Here is a 20,991-nt window from a genome sequence, read left to right as displayed (position 1 = left end):
CCCCAGAACCGCGCGTAGTCGTCCTCGTCGCGCGGCGTCTCGAGCACGAAGCGGCCGGCGGTCGCGCCGACGGTGCCGAGGCCGACGATCCACAGCGTGCCGACGAAGTTCAGGCGGAACGCGTTGCGCTCGGGGTCGATCTCGAGCGTGACGGTGGCCTTGGCCTCCATCAGCTTGAAGTCCGCCGCCGCGAGGATCACGCCGCCGGAGAGCTCGATGAAGAACGACTTGGCCTGCGTGATGACCGCGAACTGGGCGCTGCCGGCCTGGCCCGTGTTGCCCTCGGAGTCCTGCCAGGTGCCGGCGACGAAGTTGACCGTGACCTTGCCCGACGTGAGCTGGCCCTGGTAGAGGAAGCGCCACGTGGTCGCGTTGATCTGCGTCGCGCCCAGCTTCAGGAGCGTCTCCGCGCCGGCGCCGGTCAGCGTGATCTCGTCGCCGTTGATCGTGCCGACCGTCGCGGTGCCGACCGCGTTGAACTTGACGTCGATCCACAGGCGGTCGCGCGCGGTGGTCGAGCTCGCGTAGAGGAACTGGGCGCCGTCGGCGTTCGGGGAGACCGTGCCGGTGAGGTTCTTCCAGGTGCCGGGCGTGAGCGTCGCGGTGATCGCGCCGCCGCGCGTGTAGCCCGTGTAGAAGAAGCGGAACGTGGTGCCCTCGACCCAGACGGCGCGGCCGTCGACCACGAGCGTGGAGCCGGGGCTCGTGAGCACGAGCTCGACGTCGTCGTCGGTGATCGAGTTGAAGTCCAGGAGCGAGTCGCCGAAGTTCGCGAACGAGACGTCCAGCCAGCCGCGGCCCTCGAGCACGCCGCGGTCGAGCACGGTCGCGTGCGTCGGGTCGGCGAGCGTCGCGGTGGCGACGGCCAGGTTGAAGATCTCGGTCTCGGCCTGGTTGGTGACGCCGGCCGTGTCGGTGAAGGACCCGCCGACGAAGGTCACGCTGTAGGCGCCGCTCGTGAGCGAGGCGGCGAGGCCGTAGCGGTAGGTGTCGGTGAGGCCGACGCGGGTGAGCGTGCCGGAGAGGGCGACGAGGTTGCCCGCGGCGTCGCGGAGCTCGAGCTCGCCACCGTTGATCGAGGTGTGGTTGACCGCATTGCCGGAGGCGCCGCGGAAGGTGACCTCGATGTAGCCGAGGAGGTTGAACAGGTCACGCCCGACGGTCGCGCCGGAGAGGGCGACGACGGCGTCGGTGGCCGTGATCGTGCGGACGAGGTCGGCGGAGGCGCCGGCCACGTTGAAGCGCTGGGTGAACGCGCGGTTGGTGTCGTTCGGCGGGCCCCGCGCGCTGTCGCTCCACGTGTTCTTCTGGAACTCGACGAGGACCTCGCCCGGGCGGAACTGGCCGGTGAGGATGAAGCGCCACGTGTTCTGGCCGACCTGCAGCGCCTTGCCGTCGCCGCCGCTGATCGTGACGCCGCTGCCGCCGAAGCCCGAGAGCGCGAACTCGTTGCCGTCGATCGACGCGGTGTCGAGCGTCGCGCCCGGCTGCGGGCGGAACTCGACGTCGATGAACGTGCGGCCGGCGACGATCGCGGCGTCGACGTCGATCGTCGTGCCGGCCTGCGTGCCGGTGGTCGGCGTGCCCGTGTAGGCCAGGCCGCCCGCCTTGAACGTCACCGTCGCGGTGGTGGTGGTCGCGCCGGTCGGTGCCGTGATCAGCACCGGCAGGTCCCACAGCCCGTCGCTGCGACGCGTGGGCGCGCGCGTCGGGTCGAAGACGATGGTCCAGCCGCCCGGGTTGGTGATCGCGGCGTTGAACGCGTCGAGGCCGACGGAGGACGGGTCGAGCGTCATGCCGTCCACCGTCGGCAACGCGATCGCGATCGTCGACGGGACGCCGTTGGTGAGCGAGATCGTGGACGTCGCGGTCGTGCCGTCCACCGTGGACGAGTTGAACGCCCAGCTGTTGGCGAGGTAGGTCAGCGTGATCCCGCCCGTGCCGCGGACGCCCGTCAGCCAGTAGCGGTACTTGGTGCCGGAGACGAGCGTCGGCGCGCGCGTGGCGTCCAGCGCCAGCGTGCCGAGGCCGGGGCCGCCGAGCACGAACTCGGGCGCGAGGTCGACGATCGACCCGACGTCGACGTTGCCGTCGGTGAACGTCACGTCGATCCAGTTGCGCTGGTTGAGGACGTTGACGTCGATCGTGCCGCCGGCGCCCGGGTCCGACAGCCGTGCGGTCGCGCCGTCGACGCCGAAGTTGAAGTCGATCGCGTCGTTGACCGTGCCGTCGAGCGCCTTGAACGCCCCCGCCTGGATCGTGACCTTGAAGTCGCCGACCACCCAGGTCGGGGTGGTCAGGTTGAAGCGGAAGTAGGTCGTGTTGGTCTTGCGCAGGGCGGCGACCAGCAGGTCCCGGTCGCTGTTGGCGCCGGCCGGCAGCTCGCTGCGGCGCGCGATGACCTCGCCGTCGAGCAGGATCGCGTCGTCCCTGAGCTCCAGCGGCAAGTAGCGCAGGATGCCGTCCGCGCCCATCACGGCCGCCATCGGCGTGATCGACGTGAACACACCGGGCGAGGCCGCGCCCGAGAACGCGATCTTGCCGGCCATGTCCAGGATCGACCCGTAGTCCAGGCCGCCACCCGTCGGCGGCGTGAACATCACGTCGACGTAGTCGGTCCTGCGCGTGTACGCGACGCTGCCGCCGGCGGGCGCCGGGTTGACGATCGTCGCGGTCGGCTTCGTGGAGCCGGGCTGCGTGGTCGGCACGTCCAGCACGTCGAACACGACGTCCTGGCCGCTCGCGTTCTTGAAGCCCATCTTGAGCTTGCCGTAGATCGTGAGGATGCGGACCTGGTCGGGCACGTCGGCCAGGAACAGCACGGTCGCCGAGCCGTTGGCGATCTTCGACAGGTCCGCGTACAGGCGGCCGCTGATCGACAGGTTGTCGGCGGCGAAGTTGAGCTTGCCGACGATCAGGAACTTGCCGTCGGTGGAGATCTTGACGATCACCTCGCCGTTGAACACGGCCTGGGAGGTGTAGATCGTGTAGACCTTCGCGCCGCCGGTGATCGTCATCGGCGCCGTGAACGCGGCCGTGAAGCCGTTCAGGCTCGGGTTCTGGCTGATCGCCTTGGCCTGCGCCGCGACCTGGCGCTGCAGGCCGTTCATCCACTCGTCGGCGGTCTGCGCGGTCGGCAGCTGGAAGGCGCTGTTGCGCAGCGCGAACGGGTCGTCGATCGACGGCAGCGTCTTGAAGAACTCGACGCCCGCGGAGAAGTCGTTGATCGTCAGGCCGGTCGTCGGCTCGAGCAGGATGCCGCCCGGGACCTCGATGTTGATGAACGCCGAGAGCGGGCCGAGCTCGGAGAGGCCGACGCGGATCGTGAAGCCCGCCATGCCGGCCATGCTGAAGCCGCCCTGGAGGCCGAGGTAGAAGACGCGCTGGGCGACCGGCGTCGTCTCGTCGAACGTGCCGATGATGTTGAAGGCCGAGTCCAGGCGCAGGATGCCGCCGACGATGCCGGCGTCGATCTCGCCGCCGAACATCGAGCCCTTGACGGTCACGCCGAGCGAGTCGATGCGCGTGATCGGCATCTTGCCCTGCAGCAGCAGCGACGGGTTGATCCGGATGCCCTCGACCGAGCCCGTGAACTGCAGGCCGGAGACGCCCTTGATGGCCGTGATCGAGGCGGACAGGATCAGCTCGAAGTTGCCCGGGTCGGTGGCGACGTCGCCGATCCAGCGGATGCCGATCGAGTCGATCTTCACCGGCAGGAACGACGGCCACTGGAACGCGTCGCCGGTCGCGCCGCCGATGCTCAGGTAGACGCCGAAGCCGTTCTTGGTCTTGAACGTGCCGTCGCCGAGGAAGGCGAAGTTGCGGCCCTCGCCGGCCAGCTCGAGCGTGCCGATCTTGACCTTCGCGCCGACCGCGCCGAAGGCCACCAGCTCCTGGGTCGCGGACGCGCCCGTGTTGAGCATGAAATCGCGCGCCGTGAGCGTGACGAACGTCGAGATGTTGATCTCGAGCGTGTCGATCTTGATCTTGAAGGCGTCGACCTTGCCGTTGGTGAAGGTCAGCTCCAGGCGCAGCGCCTCGTCGTTGAGCGTGCCGTCGGCGTTGCGGTCGTCGGCCGTCAGGCGGTCGGTGATCGACGCGTTGATCGGCTTGCCCGGGAAGAACTTCGCGCCGCCGGAGGCGAAGAAGATCGTGCCGCTGAACGGCTGCGCGTCCTTGGAGAAGTCGACGCTGAAGTCCTTGATGCCGATCCGCAGGTCGACGAACTCGAGGATGCCGTCGAGGCCGACGGGCCGCGTCGCGACGAGCGCGTTCGGGTCCGTCGGCGGCGGCGCGTTCGGGTTCACCGGCTGGCCGGAGTACTTGAGCTGCGCCTCGCCGAGCGAGAAGCCGGTGTCGCGCACGACCAGGCCGGGCTTGCCGTTGGACGGGCGGATCGAGCCGGTCACGCCGAAGCGCGGGAACACGATCGTCGCTTCCTGCAGCTCGAGGATCTGCTGGCCCTTGGCCGCCTTCGGGTCGTAGGTCACGTTCAGGCCCGCGCCGGTGATCGTCACCACGTCGGGCACGATCGCCTCGAACTGGGCGACGCGGAAGCTGAACTTGCCCGGGACGTCGAAGCGCACGTTGCCGCTGAGCAGGCCGAACGCGTCGACGCCGAGGTCGAAGGTGCCGAGGATGCCGATCAGCTCGACGCTGACGCCCGAGCTCTGCTGCTGCGTGGGCGCGCCGGGCGCGCTGCCGCCGAAGGCCAGCGTCGCGCGCTCGACGCCGATCGCGATCGTCAGCACGAGCAGGCCGTCCGGGCTGAAGCCGACGTCGGCGATCCCGATCGTCGGGTTCTGCAGGATCAGCGGCCCGATCGTCAGCGGCTTGGTCGCGGCGACGGCGCCGGGCGCGGTGGCCGACAGCGTGAACGTCGAGCGCAGGCCCGCGAGGTTGGTCGTGCCGCTCGCGGACTTGAAGCCGTCGATGCCGGTGAAGAACTCCACGTTGACCGTGCCGGCCTGGAACAGGTCGGTGAGGTTCTTGGTGTTCTTGTCCTTGAGGTAGTACCGGATCGTGATCGTCTGGGCCCCGGCCTGGACGCCGCCGATGATCTGGCTGCCGGCGATGACCGGGCGGCCGAACGGGTCGAGCTCGACGTCGGCGAGGCCCGTGCCGGTGAGCTTGAACGGCACCGCGTCGCGGATCGAGATCAGGTCCAGCGCCGTGCCGTCCAGGCTGCGGTAGGTGACGTCGATCGAGCGGCGCGCGTTGAAGTCCAGCGCGGTCATCTGCTCGCCGTTGGCCGGGCTCGCGAGCTCGGCGATCGGGCCGACGAGGTCCCCGCCCTGCGTGAGCACGAACTGCTCGGTCTCGGTGACGTTGACGTTCGTGCCCGGCGTGTTCCCGGAGTTGTCCGAGAAGGAGCCCGGCAGGAAGCGGACGCTGACCAGGCCGACCGGCAGCGTGCCCGTGAACGTGTAGCGGTAGGTGCCGGGCTTGCCGGCGACGGCGGTCGGCCGGCCGTTGACGGTCACGCCGCTCGGCGCGACGCCGTTGACGAGCAGCTCGAACTCGGCGCCGTCGTCGAGGATCGACTCGGCGCGCAGGCCGTTGCCGCTGCGGTCGGTGAAGACGACGTCGATCGAGCCGTTGAACGTGTTCGCCGGCAGCTTGTCGCCCGTGCGCACGATGTCGGCGGTCGGCGCGAGCTTGACCGTCGTGGTCGGCGGCGTCGGGTCGCCCTCATCGGCGCCGACCTTGAAGCCGGTCACCTGGAAGGTCTGGAGCTTGAAGCCGGTGGCCTGGGTGATCGCGAAGGTCGCGTTGCCGCGGATCGTGAACAGCTGCGTGCCGCTGACGGTGACGCCGATCGAGGCGCCGGTGATGGTCAGGTCCAGGTCGCCGGTCGGGCGGCGCGAGACGCTGACGGTGCCGCCGATCTCCAGCGTGCCGGCGACCGAGAAGCTCATCGTCGCCGTCAGCGAGAACGTGTTCGCGGCGAGGTTGATCGGCGTCGTCGCGGTGCGCAGGCCGGTGACCGCGGCCGCGGTCGTGTTGATCAGGAACGTGGCCGTGCCGGACACCTGCAGGCCGGGCAGGCCGACGAGCGCGACGGTGCCCGTCGCCCACAGCGCGTACATGCCGGTGCCCGGCAGGCGGCGGTAGGAGATCGTCGCGTTGGTGATCATCAGGCCGATCGCGCTCGGGTCGCTCGACGGGCCGCGGCCGACGAAGATCTCCAGGCCGGTGCCGAAGAACTCGTCGCCGGAGAGGCGGAAGTCGCCGCGGATCTCCAGCAGGCCGCCGAGGTCGATCTCGAGGTCCTGGATCAGGAACTCGAAGTTGCCCGACGCGTTGATCGTGATCTCGGTGCCGTTGACGACGATCGTCTCGTTGACGACGGCGCCGGTGGTGTTGATCGAGAGGCCGATCGAGGCGCTCGCCCCGGTCGTCCCGACGCGGCCCATGACCGTGCCGGCGATCCCGCCGCCCTGGTACATGATCAGCGCGCCCGCGGCGTTGTTGATGACGTTGCCGCCGCCGCTGAAGTTCAGGTTGGCGACCGCGATCTTCGTGACCTTCTGATTGCCGTTCTTGCGTGTGGACTGCTCGAAGAAGAAGTCGGCCGTGACCTCGACGCCACCGATCTTCAGCGTCGTGTTGTAGAGCGCGACGCGCAGGAACGGGCCGGCCGGGAGCACGAGCGCCGTCGTGCCGACGGTCTCGTTGACGGCCAGCGGCAGGCGGTTGATCTCGATCGTCGCGGTCGTCGTCAGCGAGAAGCCCGGGAGCGTGATCGTCGCGGTGCCGCCGATCTTGCCCGCGATGCCCTGCGGCAGGATCAGCAGCTGGCCGGTGCCGCCCGTGATCGTCACGCCCGCGGTCGGCTCGCCGAGCGAGAGCGACACGTCGCGGAACTCGATCTTGACGACCTTCGTGCCCTTGACGGTCGTGACCTGCTCGAACGAGAAGCGGCCCTTGAGCTCCTGGCCGAACGCGCTGAAGGTGAGCGGCGTCGCGTCACCGACGGTGACCTTCAGGTAGCGCGCGGCGGACGTGCGCGTGCTGATCGCCAGCGACACGTCGCCTTCGAACTTGAAGTCGTTGATGAGCGAGGGCGCCATCGTCAGCGTCGCGTTGTTGATCGCGGCGACGATGCCGTCGTTGTAGATCGTGATCGAGCCGAGCGCGACCTTGACCGTGACGAGCGTCTGGCTGCCGTTGCCGAGCTCGAGCGAGACGTCCTTGAGCGTGATCGAGACCGTGGTCGCGGTCTTGACGAACCCGAAGTCGCCCTTGAGCGTCTGGCCCATCACGCTGAGCTCGACGTCGTCCCCGAAGACGGCGATCTTCTTGCTCGCCAGACGTGTGTCGATCGTGACCTTGAAGGCACCGCTGAACGTCACGCCCGGGATGTCGAGGCGGACCTTCGCGCCGATGTCGCCGACGATGCCGTCCTTGGTGATCGTGAACGTGCCCGCGCCCTCGGAGACGATCACGAAGTCGCGGTCGCCGCTGCCGATCCGGATGCCGACGTTGGCGAAGCCGACCGTGGTCGTCGTGCCCTGCTTCTCGAACGTCAGGTCGGCGGTCAGGCGCTGGCCGCCGATGTCGATCGTCAGGCCGGTGAGCGACGCGCGGATGTACGGCCCGGCGGGCAGCTGCAGGCGCTGCGTCTGACCGCCGATGGTGAAGGTCTCGTTGACGGCGGCCGCCGTGTTGTTGAGCGCGAAGCCGACGCCGACCGGGCCGACCTGGATGCCGTCGCCGAGCTTGATCTTCGCGGTCGCGGTGAACTCGCCCGCGGCGCCCGCCTTGGTCAGCAGGAAGCGGCCGCTGCCCTGCTCGATCGAGATGCCGACGGTCTCGGCGCCGAGGAACAGCGACACGTTGGTCGCGGCGATGCGGATGACCTGGACGTCGTCGGAGGTGCCGAGGACCTTGTCCGCGCCGGCGCTGTTGACGCGCTCGAAGGCGAACGTGCCGCCGAGCTGCTGGCCGGCGATGATGATCTTCTCGTCGCCCACCGTGCCGACCTCGACGCGCAGGCTGGTCGGCGTCATCTTCACCGCGAAGTCCAGGTCCGGCAGCGTGATGACGCTCGCCGGCAGGCCGTCCAGCGAGACGCGGGCGGCGAACTCGCCCGTCAGACCGGTCGGCGCGACCACGAACAGCGCCTCGCCCTGCTGGGTGACGGTGAGCATCACGCTCGTGGGGTCGCCGAGCTTGAGCACGACGTCCTTGAAGGACAGCTTGAGCGTCTTGACCGTGCCGGTCGTCGTCTGCTCGAAGAAGAACGTGCCGGAGAGCGACTGGCCCGCGACCGCCAGCGTCAGGCCGGTGCCGCCGACCTTGAGCGTCTTGGTCGCCGTCGTGGTGTCGAGCTCCAGGCCGAACCCGCCACCGAGCGTGATGCCCGGGACGTTGAGCGCGACCGTGGCGCTGAGGCGGCCCTTGACGCCCGTCGCGCTGAGCGTGAACTCGCCCGTGCCGGCGGTGACCTCGAGGACGCCGCCGAGGCTGATGCGCACGTTGGCCGCGGTGAGCTTGGTGGTCGTGCCGGCGCGCTCGAAGCCGAAGTCGCCGGCGAGCGTCTGCCCGGCCACGGACAGCTCGAGGTTCGTACCCGCGACGCGCACGAGCGGGCCCTTGGGCAGGTTCAGCGTGAGCGTCGTGCCGCCGACCTCGAACGTCTCGTTGAGCGCCCGCACGGTCTGGTTGATCGACAGCGAGAGCGTGCCGCGGATGGTCACCGCGCCCTGCGTGAGCGTGCTGAGGTCCAGCGTGCCGCCGAGCGTGCCGGCGATGCCCTCCGGCAGGACGAGCAGGACGCCCTCGCCGTTCTTGAGGATCTCGTCCGTGCCGAACTTGACGCTCAGGCCGGTGAAGCCCAGCGTGAGGCGCTTGACGCCGCTCGCCGACTTGGTCTGCTCGATCGCGACGGCGCCCGAGAGCGTGACGTCGGTGTTGGCGATCGCGAGCGTGACGTTCGCCTCGACGCGGACGAAGCTGCCGGCCGGCAGGCGGGTGCCGCCGATCACGACCGGTGCGGCGCCGGTGTTGATCGCCAGCGAGAAGGTGCCGGTGAGCGTGACCGGGCCGAGGTTCAGGCTCGACGCGGAGATGGACAGCACGCCCGCGAGGCCGCCGGCGCCGATCTGCAGCGAGCCGAAGAGGTCCAGCACGAGCTCGCCGTCCAGCAGCGAGAGCTGGGCGTCGGAGACGTCGAGCAGGATCAGCTGCGTGCCGTCCGGGCGCGTGCTGCGCTCGAACTTCAACGTGGCGGTGAGCTTCTGGCCGGCGATCTCGAGCGTCAGGTCCGTGCCCGTGATGCGGATGAAGTTGCCGGACTCGACGTCGAACGTGACCGAGCCGAGCTTCGCGCCGGCGCCGAACGTGCGCGCGCCCGTCCCGATGTGCACGAGCGTGGGGTTCGCGCCGCTCGCGACCGCGACGTCCACGCGGCCGTCGCCGTCGACGTCGGCGAACGCGGTGCCGGTGAGCCCGGTGGCCAGCGCGGCGATCGGCGCGACCGCGGCGAACGTCAGCGTGTTCACGACGTTCGGGGCCGTGCCCGTGATCGTGACGGTGCCCGTGTAGACGGTCGTGCCGGCGACGATGTCGTCGCGCCCGTCGCCGTCGACGTCGGCGACCGTGAGCACGGTGACGCCCGTGCTCGTGGCGACCTCGACCGCGGTGAAGCTGGCCGCCGTGCCGGCGAGGTTGCGGAAGGCGGTGGTCGCGCGGCCCGTGCCGGCCACGACCACGTCGAGGTGGCTGTCGCCGTCGACGTCGCCGAGGCCGAGCGCCTCGACCAGACCGGTGCCGATCGTGCCGCCGGCGGTGAGCGTGCCGGTCTTGTCGAGCTGGAGCCAGGTCGCGCCGTCGCTGCCGCCGAGGACGAGCTCGAGGTCGCCGTTGCCGTCCAGGTCGCCGAGCGCGACCGCGCGGCTGCCCTGGCTGAGCTGCGTGCCGGGGGTGAAGACGCCGCGGCCGTCGTTGAGGTAGAGCCAGCTCTCGTCGGCGGCGGTGCCGGTGATGACGTCGAGGTCGCCGTCGTCGTCGATGTCGCCGAGCGTGATCGCGGTGACGTTGTGCGTGAGCCGGCCGAAGGTCACGCCGCCGATGCCGTCGAACGGGTCGCCCGCGCCGTCGTTGAGGTGCAGGACCAGGCCCTCGGCGTTCGTGCCGCTGATCAGGTCCTCGCGGCCGTCGCCGTTGACGTCGCCCAGGGCCACGACGGAGCGCGTCGCGGGCGCCGGGCCGAACTGCAGCGTCGACGTGACCTGCGTGTTGGTCGTGTTGATCACGAGCCGCAGCGCACCGGTGAGCGTGACGCCGGGGATGTTGACCGCGACCGTGCCGCCGACGTCACCGGCGAGGCCGGCGGCGTTGATGACGAAGAAGCCGGAGCCGCCGCTGAGCGTGACGAAGTTCGTGGTGCCGTCGCCGAACGCGGCGTTGACGTTGGTCACCAGCACGCGGACGACCTTGGTCGTGCCGACCGTGGCCGACTCGAACGCGAACGAGGCGGTGATCCGCTGGCCGGCGAAGGCGAGCTCGACGTTGTCGCCCGAGACGCGCAGGAACGGGCCGGCGGGCAGCGCGAGCGACACGGTCTGGCCGCCGACGGTGACCTGCTCGCTGACCGCGGCGCCCGTGGTGTTGATGGCGACGCCGAACGTGCCGGTGAAGGTCACGAGGTTGCCCGGGACGAGCACGTTGACCGTGCCCTGGACGCGGCCGGCCATGCCGGTCGGCCGGATCACGAAGAGCGCCGTGCCCTGCGTGACGCTCACGCCGGCGGTCGCGGTGCCGATCGTCAGCTCGACGCCGCTCGCCGACACGCGCACCAGCTTCGCGGGCGTGGCGCCGGCGGCCGCGGGCGCCGTGTACTGCTCGAAGAGGAACGTGCCCTTGAGCGTCTGGCCGAAGAGGCTGAGGTCGAGCGTGGCCTCGACGACGACCGAGCGCGGCGCGATGTCCAGCGTCGTGGCGCCGGTGGTGTTGATCGCGAGCTTGACCGCGGCGCTCTGCGGGGCGCTCACGCCGGGGACGTTGAGCGTGAGCTCACCGTCGATGCGCGCGACGATGCCGGTCGCGGTGCTCAGGAGCGTGCCGTCGAGGCTCTTGACCTGGACGACCGGGGTCGCGCCGTCGCCGAGCGAGAGCGTGCCGTTCTCGATGCCGATGGTCAGGTCGCCCTTGACCGCGCCCGTGCCGGTCGTGGTCGCGAACGTGAACGTGCCGTGCAGCGTCATGCCGGTGAAGGCGACGTCGAGCGTGCCCTTGACCTGCAGCTCGCCCTTGGCGACGGTCTTGGTCCCGTTGTTCGGGACGACGATGTCGACCGAGCCGGAGGAGGTGTTGTACCGGACCTCGACCTCCTGGGCGGAGATCGTCACGCCCGGGATGCCGACGATCTGCAGGTTGCCCTTGGCGTACAGCGCGAAGCCGCCGGCGGTGATCGTCTTGACCGCGAACACCGCGCCCTGCAGGAACAGGCCGCGCGCGTTCGGGTTCAGCGCGCCGTCGATCAGGCCCGGGCCCTGGCCGATGAAGATGTCGACGGTGCCGGACTTGGTGCCCGCGCCGTCGTCGGTGAGCGTGCCGAAGACCTCGAGGAAGTCGCCGAACTTCGCGTTGGCGGCGACCGAGAAGGCGACGAACGGCTTCGTCGTCGCGATCTCCGTCGGGCCGAACTTGACCGCGATGACGATCCCGCCGACCTCGATGCTCTCGTCGAACGTCTTCGTCGTCGTGTTCATCCGCACGGCCGCGCTGGCGCCGAGCTCGAAGCCGCCGGCCGCGATCTCGGCCTCGCCGGAGAACTGACCGGCGATGCCGTCGGCCGTCAGCAGGAACGCGCCGTTACCGTTCTTGATCTTCACGCCGCCGTTGTCGGCGCCGAGGCTCACGCCGACCTTGGCGAACGCGAGCCGCGTCGTCTTCACCGGCGTGTTGGCGACGAGCCGGACACCCGCGGCGGTGGCGACGAGCACGTCGATGTCGCGGTCGGTGTCGACGTTGATCGCGAGCACGCCGGTGCCGGCGGTGGCGTCGATCGTCGCGGCGTCCTTGAAGCCGCCGGCGGCGCCCTTGTTGACGAGCAGGAGCGTGCCCGCCGCGCTGCTCGCGAGCAGGTCGGCGAAGCCGTCGCTGTCGATCTCGGCAGTCGCCAGGCCGGTGACCGTGCCAGTGGCCAGCGTGGCGGCCGCGGCGAACGTGAGTGCCGCGTCCGTGCCCGTGTTCGCGAAGCGCGTGACGCCGCCCGTGCCGCCGAAGACGAGGTCCAGCTTGCGGTCGCCGTCGGTGTCGACGAGCACGACCGAGGTCGCGCCGGAGAGCGTGAGCGCCGGGCCGGCGGTGAACGCGGGCGTCTCGTTGCCGTCGTTGACGAAGATGCGCGGCGCCTCGCCGGCGACGGTCACGACGATGTCCAGCGCGCGGTCGCCGTTGAGGTCGCCGAGCGCGATGGCGCGCACGTCGGCGCTCAGCAGCGTCGTGCCGGCGCCGAACGTGCCGTCGCCCGCGCCGCGGAAGAGCTGGGTGGCGCCGGTCGAAGCGCCGATCACGAGGTCGGCGTTGCCGTCGCCGTCGAGGTCGCCGACGGCGAGCGCGGTGCCGTTCGGCGTCGTGAACGTCGCCTTCGCGGTGGTCGCGAAGCCGAGCCAGGCCGCGCCGGTGCCGCCGAGGTTCAGGTGCACGCGCGAGGTGCCGGCGTTGACGACGATCAGGTCCAGGCGGCTGTCGTTGTTGACGTCGGCGAGCGCGATCGCGCGGGCGGCGTCGGCGAACGCGGGCATGCGCGCGGCGGCCGCCGCGGTGTAACCGCCGGTGCCGTTGTTCAGGTACAGCAGGTCGACGCCGCTCGTGCCGTTGACGAGGTCCAGGTCGCCGTCGCCGTCCACGTCGCCGCTCGCCAGGATCGGCGCGGCGGAGGCGGTGACGAGCGAGACGCCGGTGCCGAAGCCGCTGCGCGAGGACTGGTCGAACAGGACGCTGCCGGAGACCGTGATCGACGAGCCGATCGTCAGCGCCGCGTCCGTGACGTTCACGCGCACGAACGGGCCGGCCGGCAGGCCCGTCGCCGCGTTGGCCGTCGGCGCGGTGTTGATCTGCAGGAAGATCTCGGTCGCCGCGATCGTGATGCCGGCGGGCAGCACGAACGTGCCGGGCACGATGTTCTGGAGCTTCAGGGAGGCGGCGACGCCGGCGGGCGTGATCTGCAGCGTGCCGCTCAGGTGGTTGGCGGCCGTGATGTTCACGAACGTGCCGAGCTGCAGCGTCGCGTCGGTGACGCTGACGAGCACGCCCGTGGCGTTCTTCTCGATCACGATCTTGGCCGCGCCGAGCGTCTGGCCGGCGATCGTCAGCTGCGCGCCGGTGGTCTCGACCTTGAACGTCGGGACCGTCGTCGTGGTGTCGAAGTCGACCTTGAAGTCGCCGGTGAAGGCGACGTTCGGGATGTCGACCGTGAGCTTGGCGTCGAAGGAGCCGATCACGCCGCCCCTGCCGGAGGCCGCGGTCTTGATCGTCAGCGCGCCGGTGGTGATCGTGACCGCCAGCAGCCGCGTGCCGTTCGCGCTCAGCGCGATCTCGGCGTTGCTGATGGTCAGCTTGGTCGCGTCGGTGTCCTTGGTGAAGACGAAGTCGCCGACGATCGAGACGCCCGCGAGCGCGATCGTCACGCCCGTGCCGCTGACCGCGAACTTGCGCGTCGCGGCGATCTGCAGGCGCGTCTCGAAGCCGCCGAGCGTGAACGTCTCGTCCACGTCGGTGTTGGTCGTGTTGACCTCGAGGCCGAGCGTGCCCTGGAGCGTCACGCCCGGGACGTTCTGCAGCGCGACCGTGCCTTGGACGCGGCCGGCGACGCCCGTGGAGAGGATGAGCCAGTTGCCGCTGCCGTTGGTCAGCGTCACGAGGTCCTGCTTGCCGTCGCCGAGCGCGAGGCTGACGTTGGCGAGCGCGAGTTTGACCGCCGGGCCCTTGGCCGTCGTGAGCTGCTCGACGGAGACGTCGGCGCTGAGGCGCTGGCCCGCGACGCGGACGGTGACGCCGACCGCGTCGACCTTCAGGTACGGCGCGGCCGTGTCGACCTTCAGGGAGAAGCTGCCGCCGAGCTGGAGGTCGCCGGCGGTGACGGCGAGGCTCGCGCTCAGCGTGCCGGACACGCGGGCCGGGGCGATCGTCAGGTTGCCGTTGATCGCGGTGACCGCGACGATGCCGCCACCGAGGTTGATCGCGCCGTCGGTGACCGTGAGCTTGAGCTCGGTGCCGGAGCGCTCGATGACGACGGAGCCGCTCAGCTCCTGGCCGACCACGGTGAGCTTCGCGCCCGTGACCTCGACGCGCAGGTACGCGGGGTCGATCGTCAGCGCGACGGTGCCGGTGAGGCTGACGTTCGGGACGTTGAGCGCGAGGGTCGCGGCGACCGAGCCCGTGATGCCGGCGGCGCTGATCGTGAACGTCGCCGTTCCGACCTGCGTGACCGTCAGCACCGAGCCGCCGAAGCGCGCGACGACGTTCGTCGCGGTGATCGTCGTGACACCGCCGGCGCTCGTGACGCTGAAGTCGCCGCCGAGCTCCTGGCCGAGGATCGTGAGCTTGAGGTTCGTGCCGGCGACCCGGAAGAACTTCCCGGTCGGCAGCTTGAGCGCGACCGGCGCACCCGCGACCTCGATCGTCTCCTCGACCTCGGCCGTGGTCGTGTTGACCTGGACGCGCAGCGTGCCGCTGAGCGCGACGTTCGGGACGGTGAGCGCGATCGTGCCGCCGAAGTCGCCGGCGAGCCCGGTCGACTTGACGATCAGCGTGCCGGAGGCGTTCGTGACGGTGAGCACGCCGCCGCCGAGCGACAGGTTGACGTTGGCCAGCGCGAGGCGCAGGACCTTGCCGTCGGCGTTGGTGCCGGTGCCGCCCGGGACGCCGTCGGCGCCGAAGGTGGAGATCGACTCGAACGCGAAGTCGCCCGTGAGCTCCTGGCCGAGCAGCGCGAGCTTGATCCCGCTGCCGGCGATCCGCACGTACGGGCCGCCGACGAGGTTGAGCGCGACGCTCTCCCCCGCGACCGTGAGCGTCTCGTTGACGGCCGCGTGGCCCGTGTTGATCGCGAGCGCGAACGTGCCGGTGAAGACCGCGTCGCCCGGGAGCGAGAGGCCGACCGTGCCCTGCAGCGTGCCCGCCAGGCCGGCGGCCGTGATCAGCAGCGCGCCCGCGCCGTTGGTGAGCGAGGCGCCGGCGCCGGCGGTGCCGATCGAGTAGCTGACGTTGCGCGCGGCGATCGCGGTGACGGCCGTGCCGTCGGCGAGCGTCGCGCGCTCGAAGGAGAAGTCGCCGGTGAGCTCGGAGCCACCGATCTTGAGCTTGACGCCGGTGCCGTCGAAGCGGATGTACGGGCCGGCGGGCAGGTCGCCGCGCGGGCTCGTGGCGGTGTTGACGGCGAGGCCGATGCCGGCCTCGAACTCGAACCCGCCGACGCCGAACGCGAGCTTGCCGGTGAAGCGTCCCGAGACGCCGGCGGCGCCCGCGGTCAGCGTGCCGCCGGCCTCGGTCAGGCTGACCGGGCCGACGCTCACGGTGACGTTGCTCGCCGTGAGCGTGACGTCGCCGTTGGCCTGCGGCGCGAACTCGAAGTCGCCGCTGATCGACTGGCCGAGGATCGCGAGCGTGCCGCCCGTGACCGTGAAGGACTTCACGCCGGCGGCGACGTTCACGCGCACGCCCGGCTGCGTGGAGCCCGGGATCTCGATCAGCTGGTCGACGGCCGCGCCGGTGTCGTTGTAGAGCAGCGTGACCGTGCCGGTGAGCGTCACGCCGCTGAGGCCGACGAGCGTGATCGTGCCCGTCGCGTAGACCGCGTACTTGTCGCCGACCTTGATCAGGCCGACGCGTGCGTCGGTGATCATCGCGCCGACGGCCAGCGGGTTCGTCTCGCCGTTCTCCATCTTGGCCGGGCCGCGGCCGAGGAAGATCGTCAGGCCGTCGCCGGCGAAGACGCCGTTGTTGATCGCGACGTCGCCCTCGATCGTCACGAAGTTGCCGATGTTCAGGCTCAGGCCGGAGACGGAGATCGCGAACGCGTTCTTCTCCGCCTCGCCGAACTTGATCGCGATCGTGCGGCCGCCGAGCGTGATGCTCTCGTCGAGCACCTTGCCCGTGGTGTTCACGCGCAGGAGCGCGCGGCCGCCGGCGGACACCGGGCCGACCGAGGCGCTCAGCGTGCCGCTCGCCTGGCCGGCGATGCCGTCCTCGGTGACCAGGAACGCGCCCTCGCCGTCGCTCAGCGTGACCCCGGCGACCGTGGCGTTGACGTTGGCCGCGGCGATCCGCGTCTGGCCGTTGCCCTGGTCGAGCAGGAAGTCGCCGGACAGCGTGTTGGCGCCGAGCGTGAGCTGGGCGCCGATCAGCTTGACCGTGACCGTCGGGCCGGCCGGGAGGTCCAGCAGCGCGCCGGTGGACGTGTTGACGGCGATCGAGATCGTGCCGCCGCTGAGCGAGATGCCCGGGAGCGTGATGCTCGAGTCCGAGACGGTCAGCCGGCCGGCGACGCCGCTCTTGGTGAACACGACCTGGCCGGTCGCGTCCTTGATGTCGACGAACGAGCCGAGCGTGAGCAGCGACGGCATGGTCGCGTCGTTGGTGATCGTGACCTTGACCTGCGTGGTCGTCGACTCGATCGTGAAGTTCGCGGTGAGCGTCGTGCCGGCGATCGTCAGGCTCGTGTTCGTGCCGGCGACCGTGACCGCGCCGGGCGCGAAGGTGGCGGTCAGCTCGCCGGCGAACGCGACACCCGGGAGCGTCGTCGTGACCGTGCCGCTGAAGGAGCCCGTGACCGCGGCGCCGATCTTCAGGTTCGCCGCGCCCTTGGTGATCGTGACCAGGCCGCCGCCGAGGCTGAGCGACGCGTTGGTCACGTCCAGCTCGATGTCGGTGCCGTCCTTCGTGAAGGTGATGTCGCCGCTGAGCTTCTGGCCGGCGATGTCGAGCGTGCCGCCCGTGACGGCGAGGCGGACGAAGCCAGTCGCGGTGTCGAGCTCGGCGCGGACGCCGCCGGCGAGCGTGACGCCCGGGACCGTGAGGGCGAACGTGCCGCTGAACGAGCCGGCGACCTTGCCGGCGGAGACCGTGAGGCTGCCCGCGCCGTTGGTGAGGCTCGCGACGGTGCCGAGGATCAGCGAGACGTTGGTCGCCGCGATCTGGACCTCGTCGAGCGTGCGGGTGATCGCGAGGTCGGCGGTGAGCGTCTGGCCGGCGACGGTGAAGCCCGCGCCCTTGGCCTCGACCTTCAGGAAGCCCGGCGCGATGTTCAGCTCGACGCTCGTGAGCGTGAGCGCGTCGATCGCGAGGCTGTCGACCGTGGCGGCGAGGCGGCCGGTGACGCCGGACGCGTCGATCGTCAGGTCGCCGTTGATCGCCTTCAGGGAGATGGCGCCCGCGAGGGTGAGCGTCGCGTCCTCGATCGAGAGGTGGGTGACGCCGGCGGAGTGCTCGAAGGCGAAGTCGCCGGTGAGCGTGTTGCCGAGGATGTCGAGCGTGACGTCCGTGGCGGAGACGGCGACGGAGGTCGGGTCGACCTTGAGGCGGAACGTGGCGGTCGTGGAGACGCCGGGGACGCTGAGCGTCAGGGTGCCGCCAAGGTCGGCGGTGAGGCCGTTGGCGCCGATCCCGATCGAACCGGTGCCGTTGCTGAAGCTGATCGGCGACGGGGGACCGCGCGCGCTCGTCGACTTGTCCGCGCCGCCGAAGCTCGTCTCGACGTTGCTCGCGGAGAGCTGCAGACCGGCGGTGTCCTTCTTGAACGTGAAGTCGCCGGTGAGCGTGGCGCCGAGCACCTCGACGCGCATGCCGGTCGCGGTCAGTGACGCGAACGGCGTGGTGCCGTCGAGCTTCTCGGTCGCGGAGAACTTGACGATCACGTCGTTGCTCGTGCCCTCGATCCGCAGCGCCTCGTCGATCGCCTTGTCGAAGCTGTTCACGCGCACGTGGATCTGACCGGAGACGCTGAGGCCCTGCGCGCCGCCGATGCCGGTGAGGGCGACGAGGCCCTTGGCGTCGAGCGCCCACTGGCCATTGGCGCCCTTGATCAGGCCGACCGTGGCGTTGGTGATGATCAGGCCGCGCGCGAGCGGGTTCGTCTCACCGTTGGCGAGCGTGAGCGGCCCCTCGCCGAAGAAGAGCGTGAGGCCGGTGCCGGCGAACGTCTCGACGGCGGTGCCGTCCTTGAGCGTCGTCGTCTTGAACGTGCCCGCGCCCTTGAGGGTCACGACGCCGGCGATGTTGAGCTCGAGCTCGGAGACCGACAGCGAGTACGTGCCCGCCTCGCCCGCGCCGAAGGACACGGTGAGCGTGCGGCCGTCGACCTCGACGGTCTCGTCGACCGCGCCGGTGGTCGTGTTCACGCGGAAGAGCGCGCGGGCGTCGAGCGTGACGCCCGGGATGGCGATCGAGGCCTTGCCCGTGAGGTAGCCGGCGATGCCGTTCGTGAAGAGGACGACGACGCCCTCCCCTTCCTTGAGCTGCTCGGTCGATCCGACCTTCACGCGCGCGCCCGTGAACGCGAGCACGGTGCGCGTGCCCTGGCGCTCGTAGAAGAACGAGCCCTCGAGCGTGCCCTGGCTGAGGGTCGCGCTGATCGTGCCCTTCGCGCGGCGCAGGCCCGTGGCCGTGTCGACCTCGAGGCTCGCGTCGGTCAGCGTGACCGTGAAGTTCTGGACGCCCGCGAGCGCGGCGCCGACGAGCGTGCCGGTGACCTTGAGGTCGGCGGCGCGCTTGACGAGCTCGAACGTGCCGGTGGCGGTTAGGCGCGGACCGTCGACCGCGCCGATTCGGAACTGCGTGACCGTCAGCGTCAGCTTCGTCTCTTCGCTCGTGGTGGTGAGCGTGAACGAGCCGGCGGCCTCGGCGAAGGTGTCGAGCTTGAAGGCGGTGAGCGTGCCGCTCGCCTCGGTGATCGGGCTGGTGGTGCCCGGGTCGACGCCGGTGCCGGTCCAGTCGCCGCCGGTGTTGAGCTTGACCGCGCCGGCGGCGAGCGTGGCCGTGACGTTGCCGGGCAGCGTCAGCGTGCCGGAGAGGCTGCTCGCGACGGCGGCGATCTGGCCGTTGCGGTGGGCAACGCCGATCGTGCCGGTCGTCAGCGTGAGCGCGCCGCCGATGCTCAGGTTGGTCGCCGTGAGCGTGAAAGTCGTGAGCGTGTCGTCGATCGCGGCGGCGAAGGTCGCGCTGCCGCTGACGAGGTTCGCGAGCTGGAGCTCGTCGAGCGTGCCGCTGAGCTTGAGCGCGCCCGTGCCCGGGTCGACCAGCTGGCCGCCGACCTGGATGTTGAGCGCGGCCCAGTTCGCGGCGGTCGGGCCGGTGTTGATCCCGATCGCGACGTTGGAGACGGTCGCGGTGAAGCGCGTGCCGAAGCTCAGGCCGCCGCTCAGGTTCTCGAGCTCGCCCGCGTACCACTTGCGCGTGCCGGCCTCGATCATCGCGACGCGGGCGGTGCCGCTGCGCAGGCTGAACCCGCCGACGTCGATGAGGTCGTTCGGGAGCGTCAGCGCGAAGGCGGTGACCGTGCCCTGCTCGACCGTGCCGTCGCCGTCGACGTCCGTGTTGATCGCCTGGCGCAGGTACGCGAGGTTCTCGAAGCTGATGTCGAGGTCGCCGCCGAACAGGTCGGCCGAGTCGAGCTTGAGCGCGCCGCCCAGCAGGTGGACGTCGTTGAGCTCCAGGTCGAGCGGCAGCTTGGACGTGAGGCTGCTCGTGAGGACCGGCGTGCCGAACAGGCTCGCCGGGTTGGTGAGCGCGGCCTGCAGCTCCGCGAGCGTGAGCGAGTCGTCGGTGAGCGTGAGCTTCGCGAGCGCGCTCAGGGCGATGGTGCCGCCGGCGATCGTCGCGCCGAGCGGGCCGAGCGCCGCGGTCGCGGTGAGGTTGCTCAGGCTGACCGTGCCGCCGAGCTCGAGCTTGGTGATCTTCAGGAAGAAGCGATCCGCGGCGGGGATGCCGTCCTCGAGGCGGATGCCGATCGTGTAGTCGAGCGCGATCGTGCCGGTGACCGTGGCGTTGCCGGTCAGCGACAGGCCGAGCGTGCTGCCGTCCGTGCCGAGGCTCAGCGGCAGCTCGGAGCTGCGCGAGCCGCGGTGCGTGATCTGCAGCGCGATCTGCGTGGGGTCGGTGACGGGCGTGACCGCCGGGTTGTCGATCCGGCCGAGCAGCAGCGCCGCGATCTCGTCCAGCCGCGGCGCGGGGTGCGTCGCGATGTACTGCTGGATCAGGTCGTAGGTCGCCTGCAGGCCGTCGACGAAGTTCGTGAACGTGCCGACGCTCTCGCCGATGAGCGGCAGGTCATTCGCCAGGGACGCGTAGTTCTTGAGCACGCCCAGCGTCTGGATGACCTGGCCGAGGCCGGCGAGGAGCTGGTTGAAGTCTTCGGCCGTCGGAGGCCCGCGCGCGGCGTTCGCGGAGATCGTCTTGGACGCGAGCTGCGCGTCGAAGGGGGTCGCCTCGCCGGACGTGATCGTCGCGGGCGGGTCGGGCGTGCCCGTGGCCGACGTGAGCTTGCTCGCGATCTGCGGGCTGCCCGCGGGCGCGATCAGCGGCAGGTCGGCGGACGCCTCGGGAGCGGCCGGCGGCGCGGGCGTGATGACCGGCTGGTCGGGCGCGACGAGGTCGGCGCTGACCGCGGTCGGCGCCTCGAGGCCTTCGACCGTGATCGGCGCGACCGGCGCGGGCGCCTCGTCGGTCGTGAAGTCCGTGACGGGCAGCTCGGCGGCGCCGGACAGCGTGTCCGCGCCGACGGCGAGCAGCTCGGGCGCGACCGGCGGGATGACCACGACGGGCGGCGCGATGTAGACCGCCGGCGCCGGTGCGGGCGCGGCGACGACGTACGGCGCGGGCGCCGGCGCCGAGATCACCGCGGAGGGCGCGGGAGCGGAGATCGTCTTCGCGGGCGCGTTCGTCGCCGACACGGCCTCGCCGACGCCACCCGCGGCGGGGGCGGGCGAAGACGCGGCGGGCGCGGCGGGGGCCGGCGCGGCCTCAGCCGGAGCGGGCACGGCG

General features: G+C 70.8%; 1 protein-coding gene (only partly in view). It reads right to left on the bottom strand.

Annotated features, from left to right (window positions below; genetic code table 11):
• Positions 1 to 20,900 carry the 5' portion of an FG-GAP-like repeat-containing protein gene (locus tag OJ997_RS15010; RefSeq protein WP_270025968.1) on the bottom strand. It extends 10,108 nt beyond the left edge of the window, so the window shows 20,900 of its 31,008 coding nt (coding positions 1-20,900); the start codon lies at positions 20,898 to 20,900; its stop codon lies off the left edge, out of view.
• Positions 20,901 to 20,991 lie beyond the last annotated feature (91 nt).

Source organism: Solirubrobacter phytolaccae, from assembly GCF_027587195.1.
Taxonomy (GTDB): Bacteria; Actinomycetota; Thermoleophilia; order Solirubrobacterales; family Solirubrobacteraceae; genus Solirubrobacter; species Solirubrobacter phytolaccae.
The sequence above is the reverse complement of the archived record's forward strand: the minus strand, read 5'-3'. Positions and strand labels throughout refer to the sequence as shown.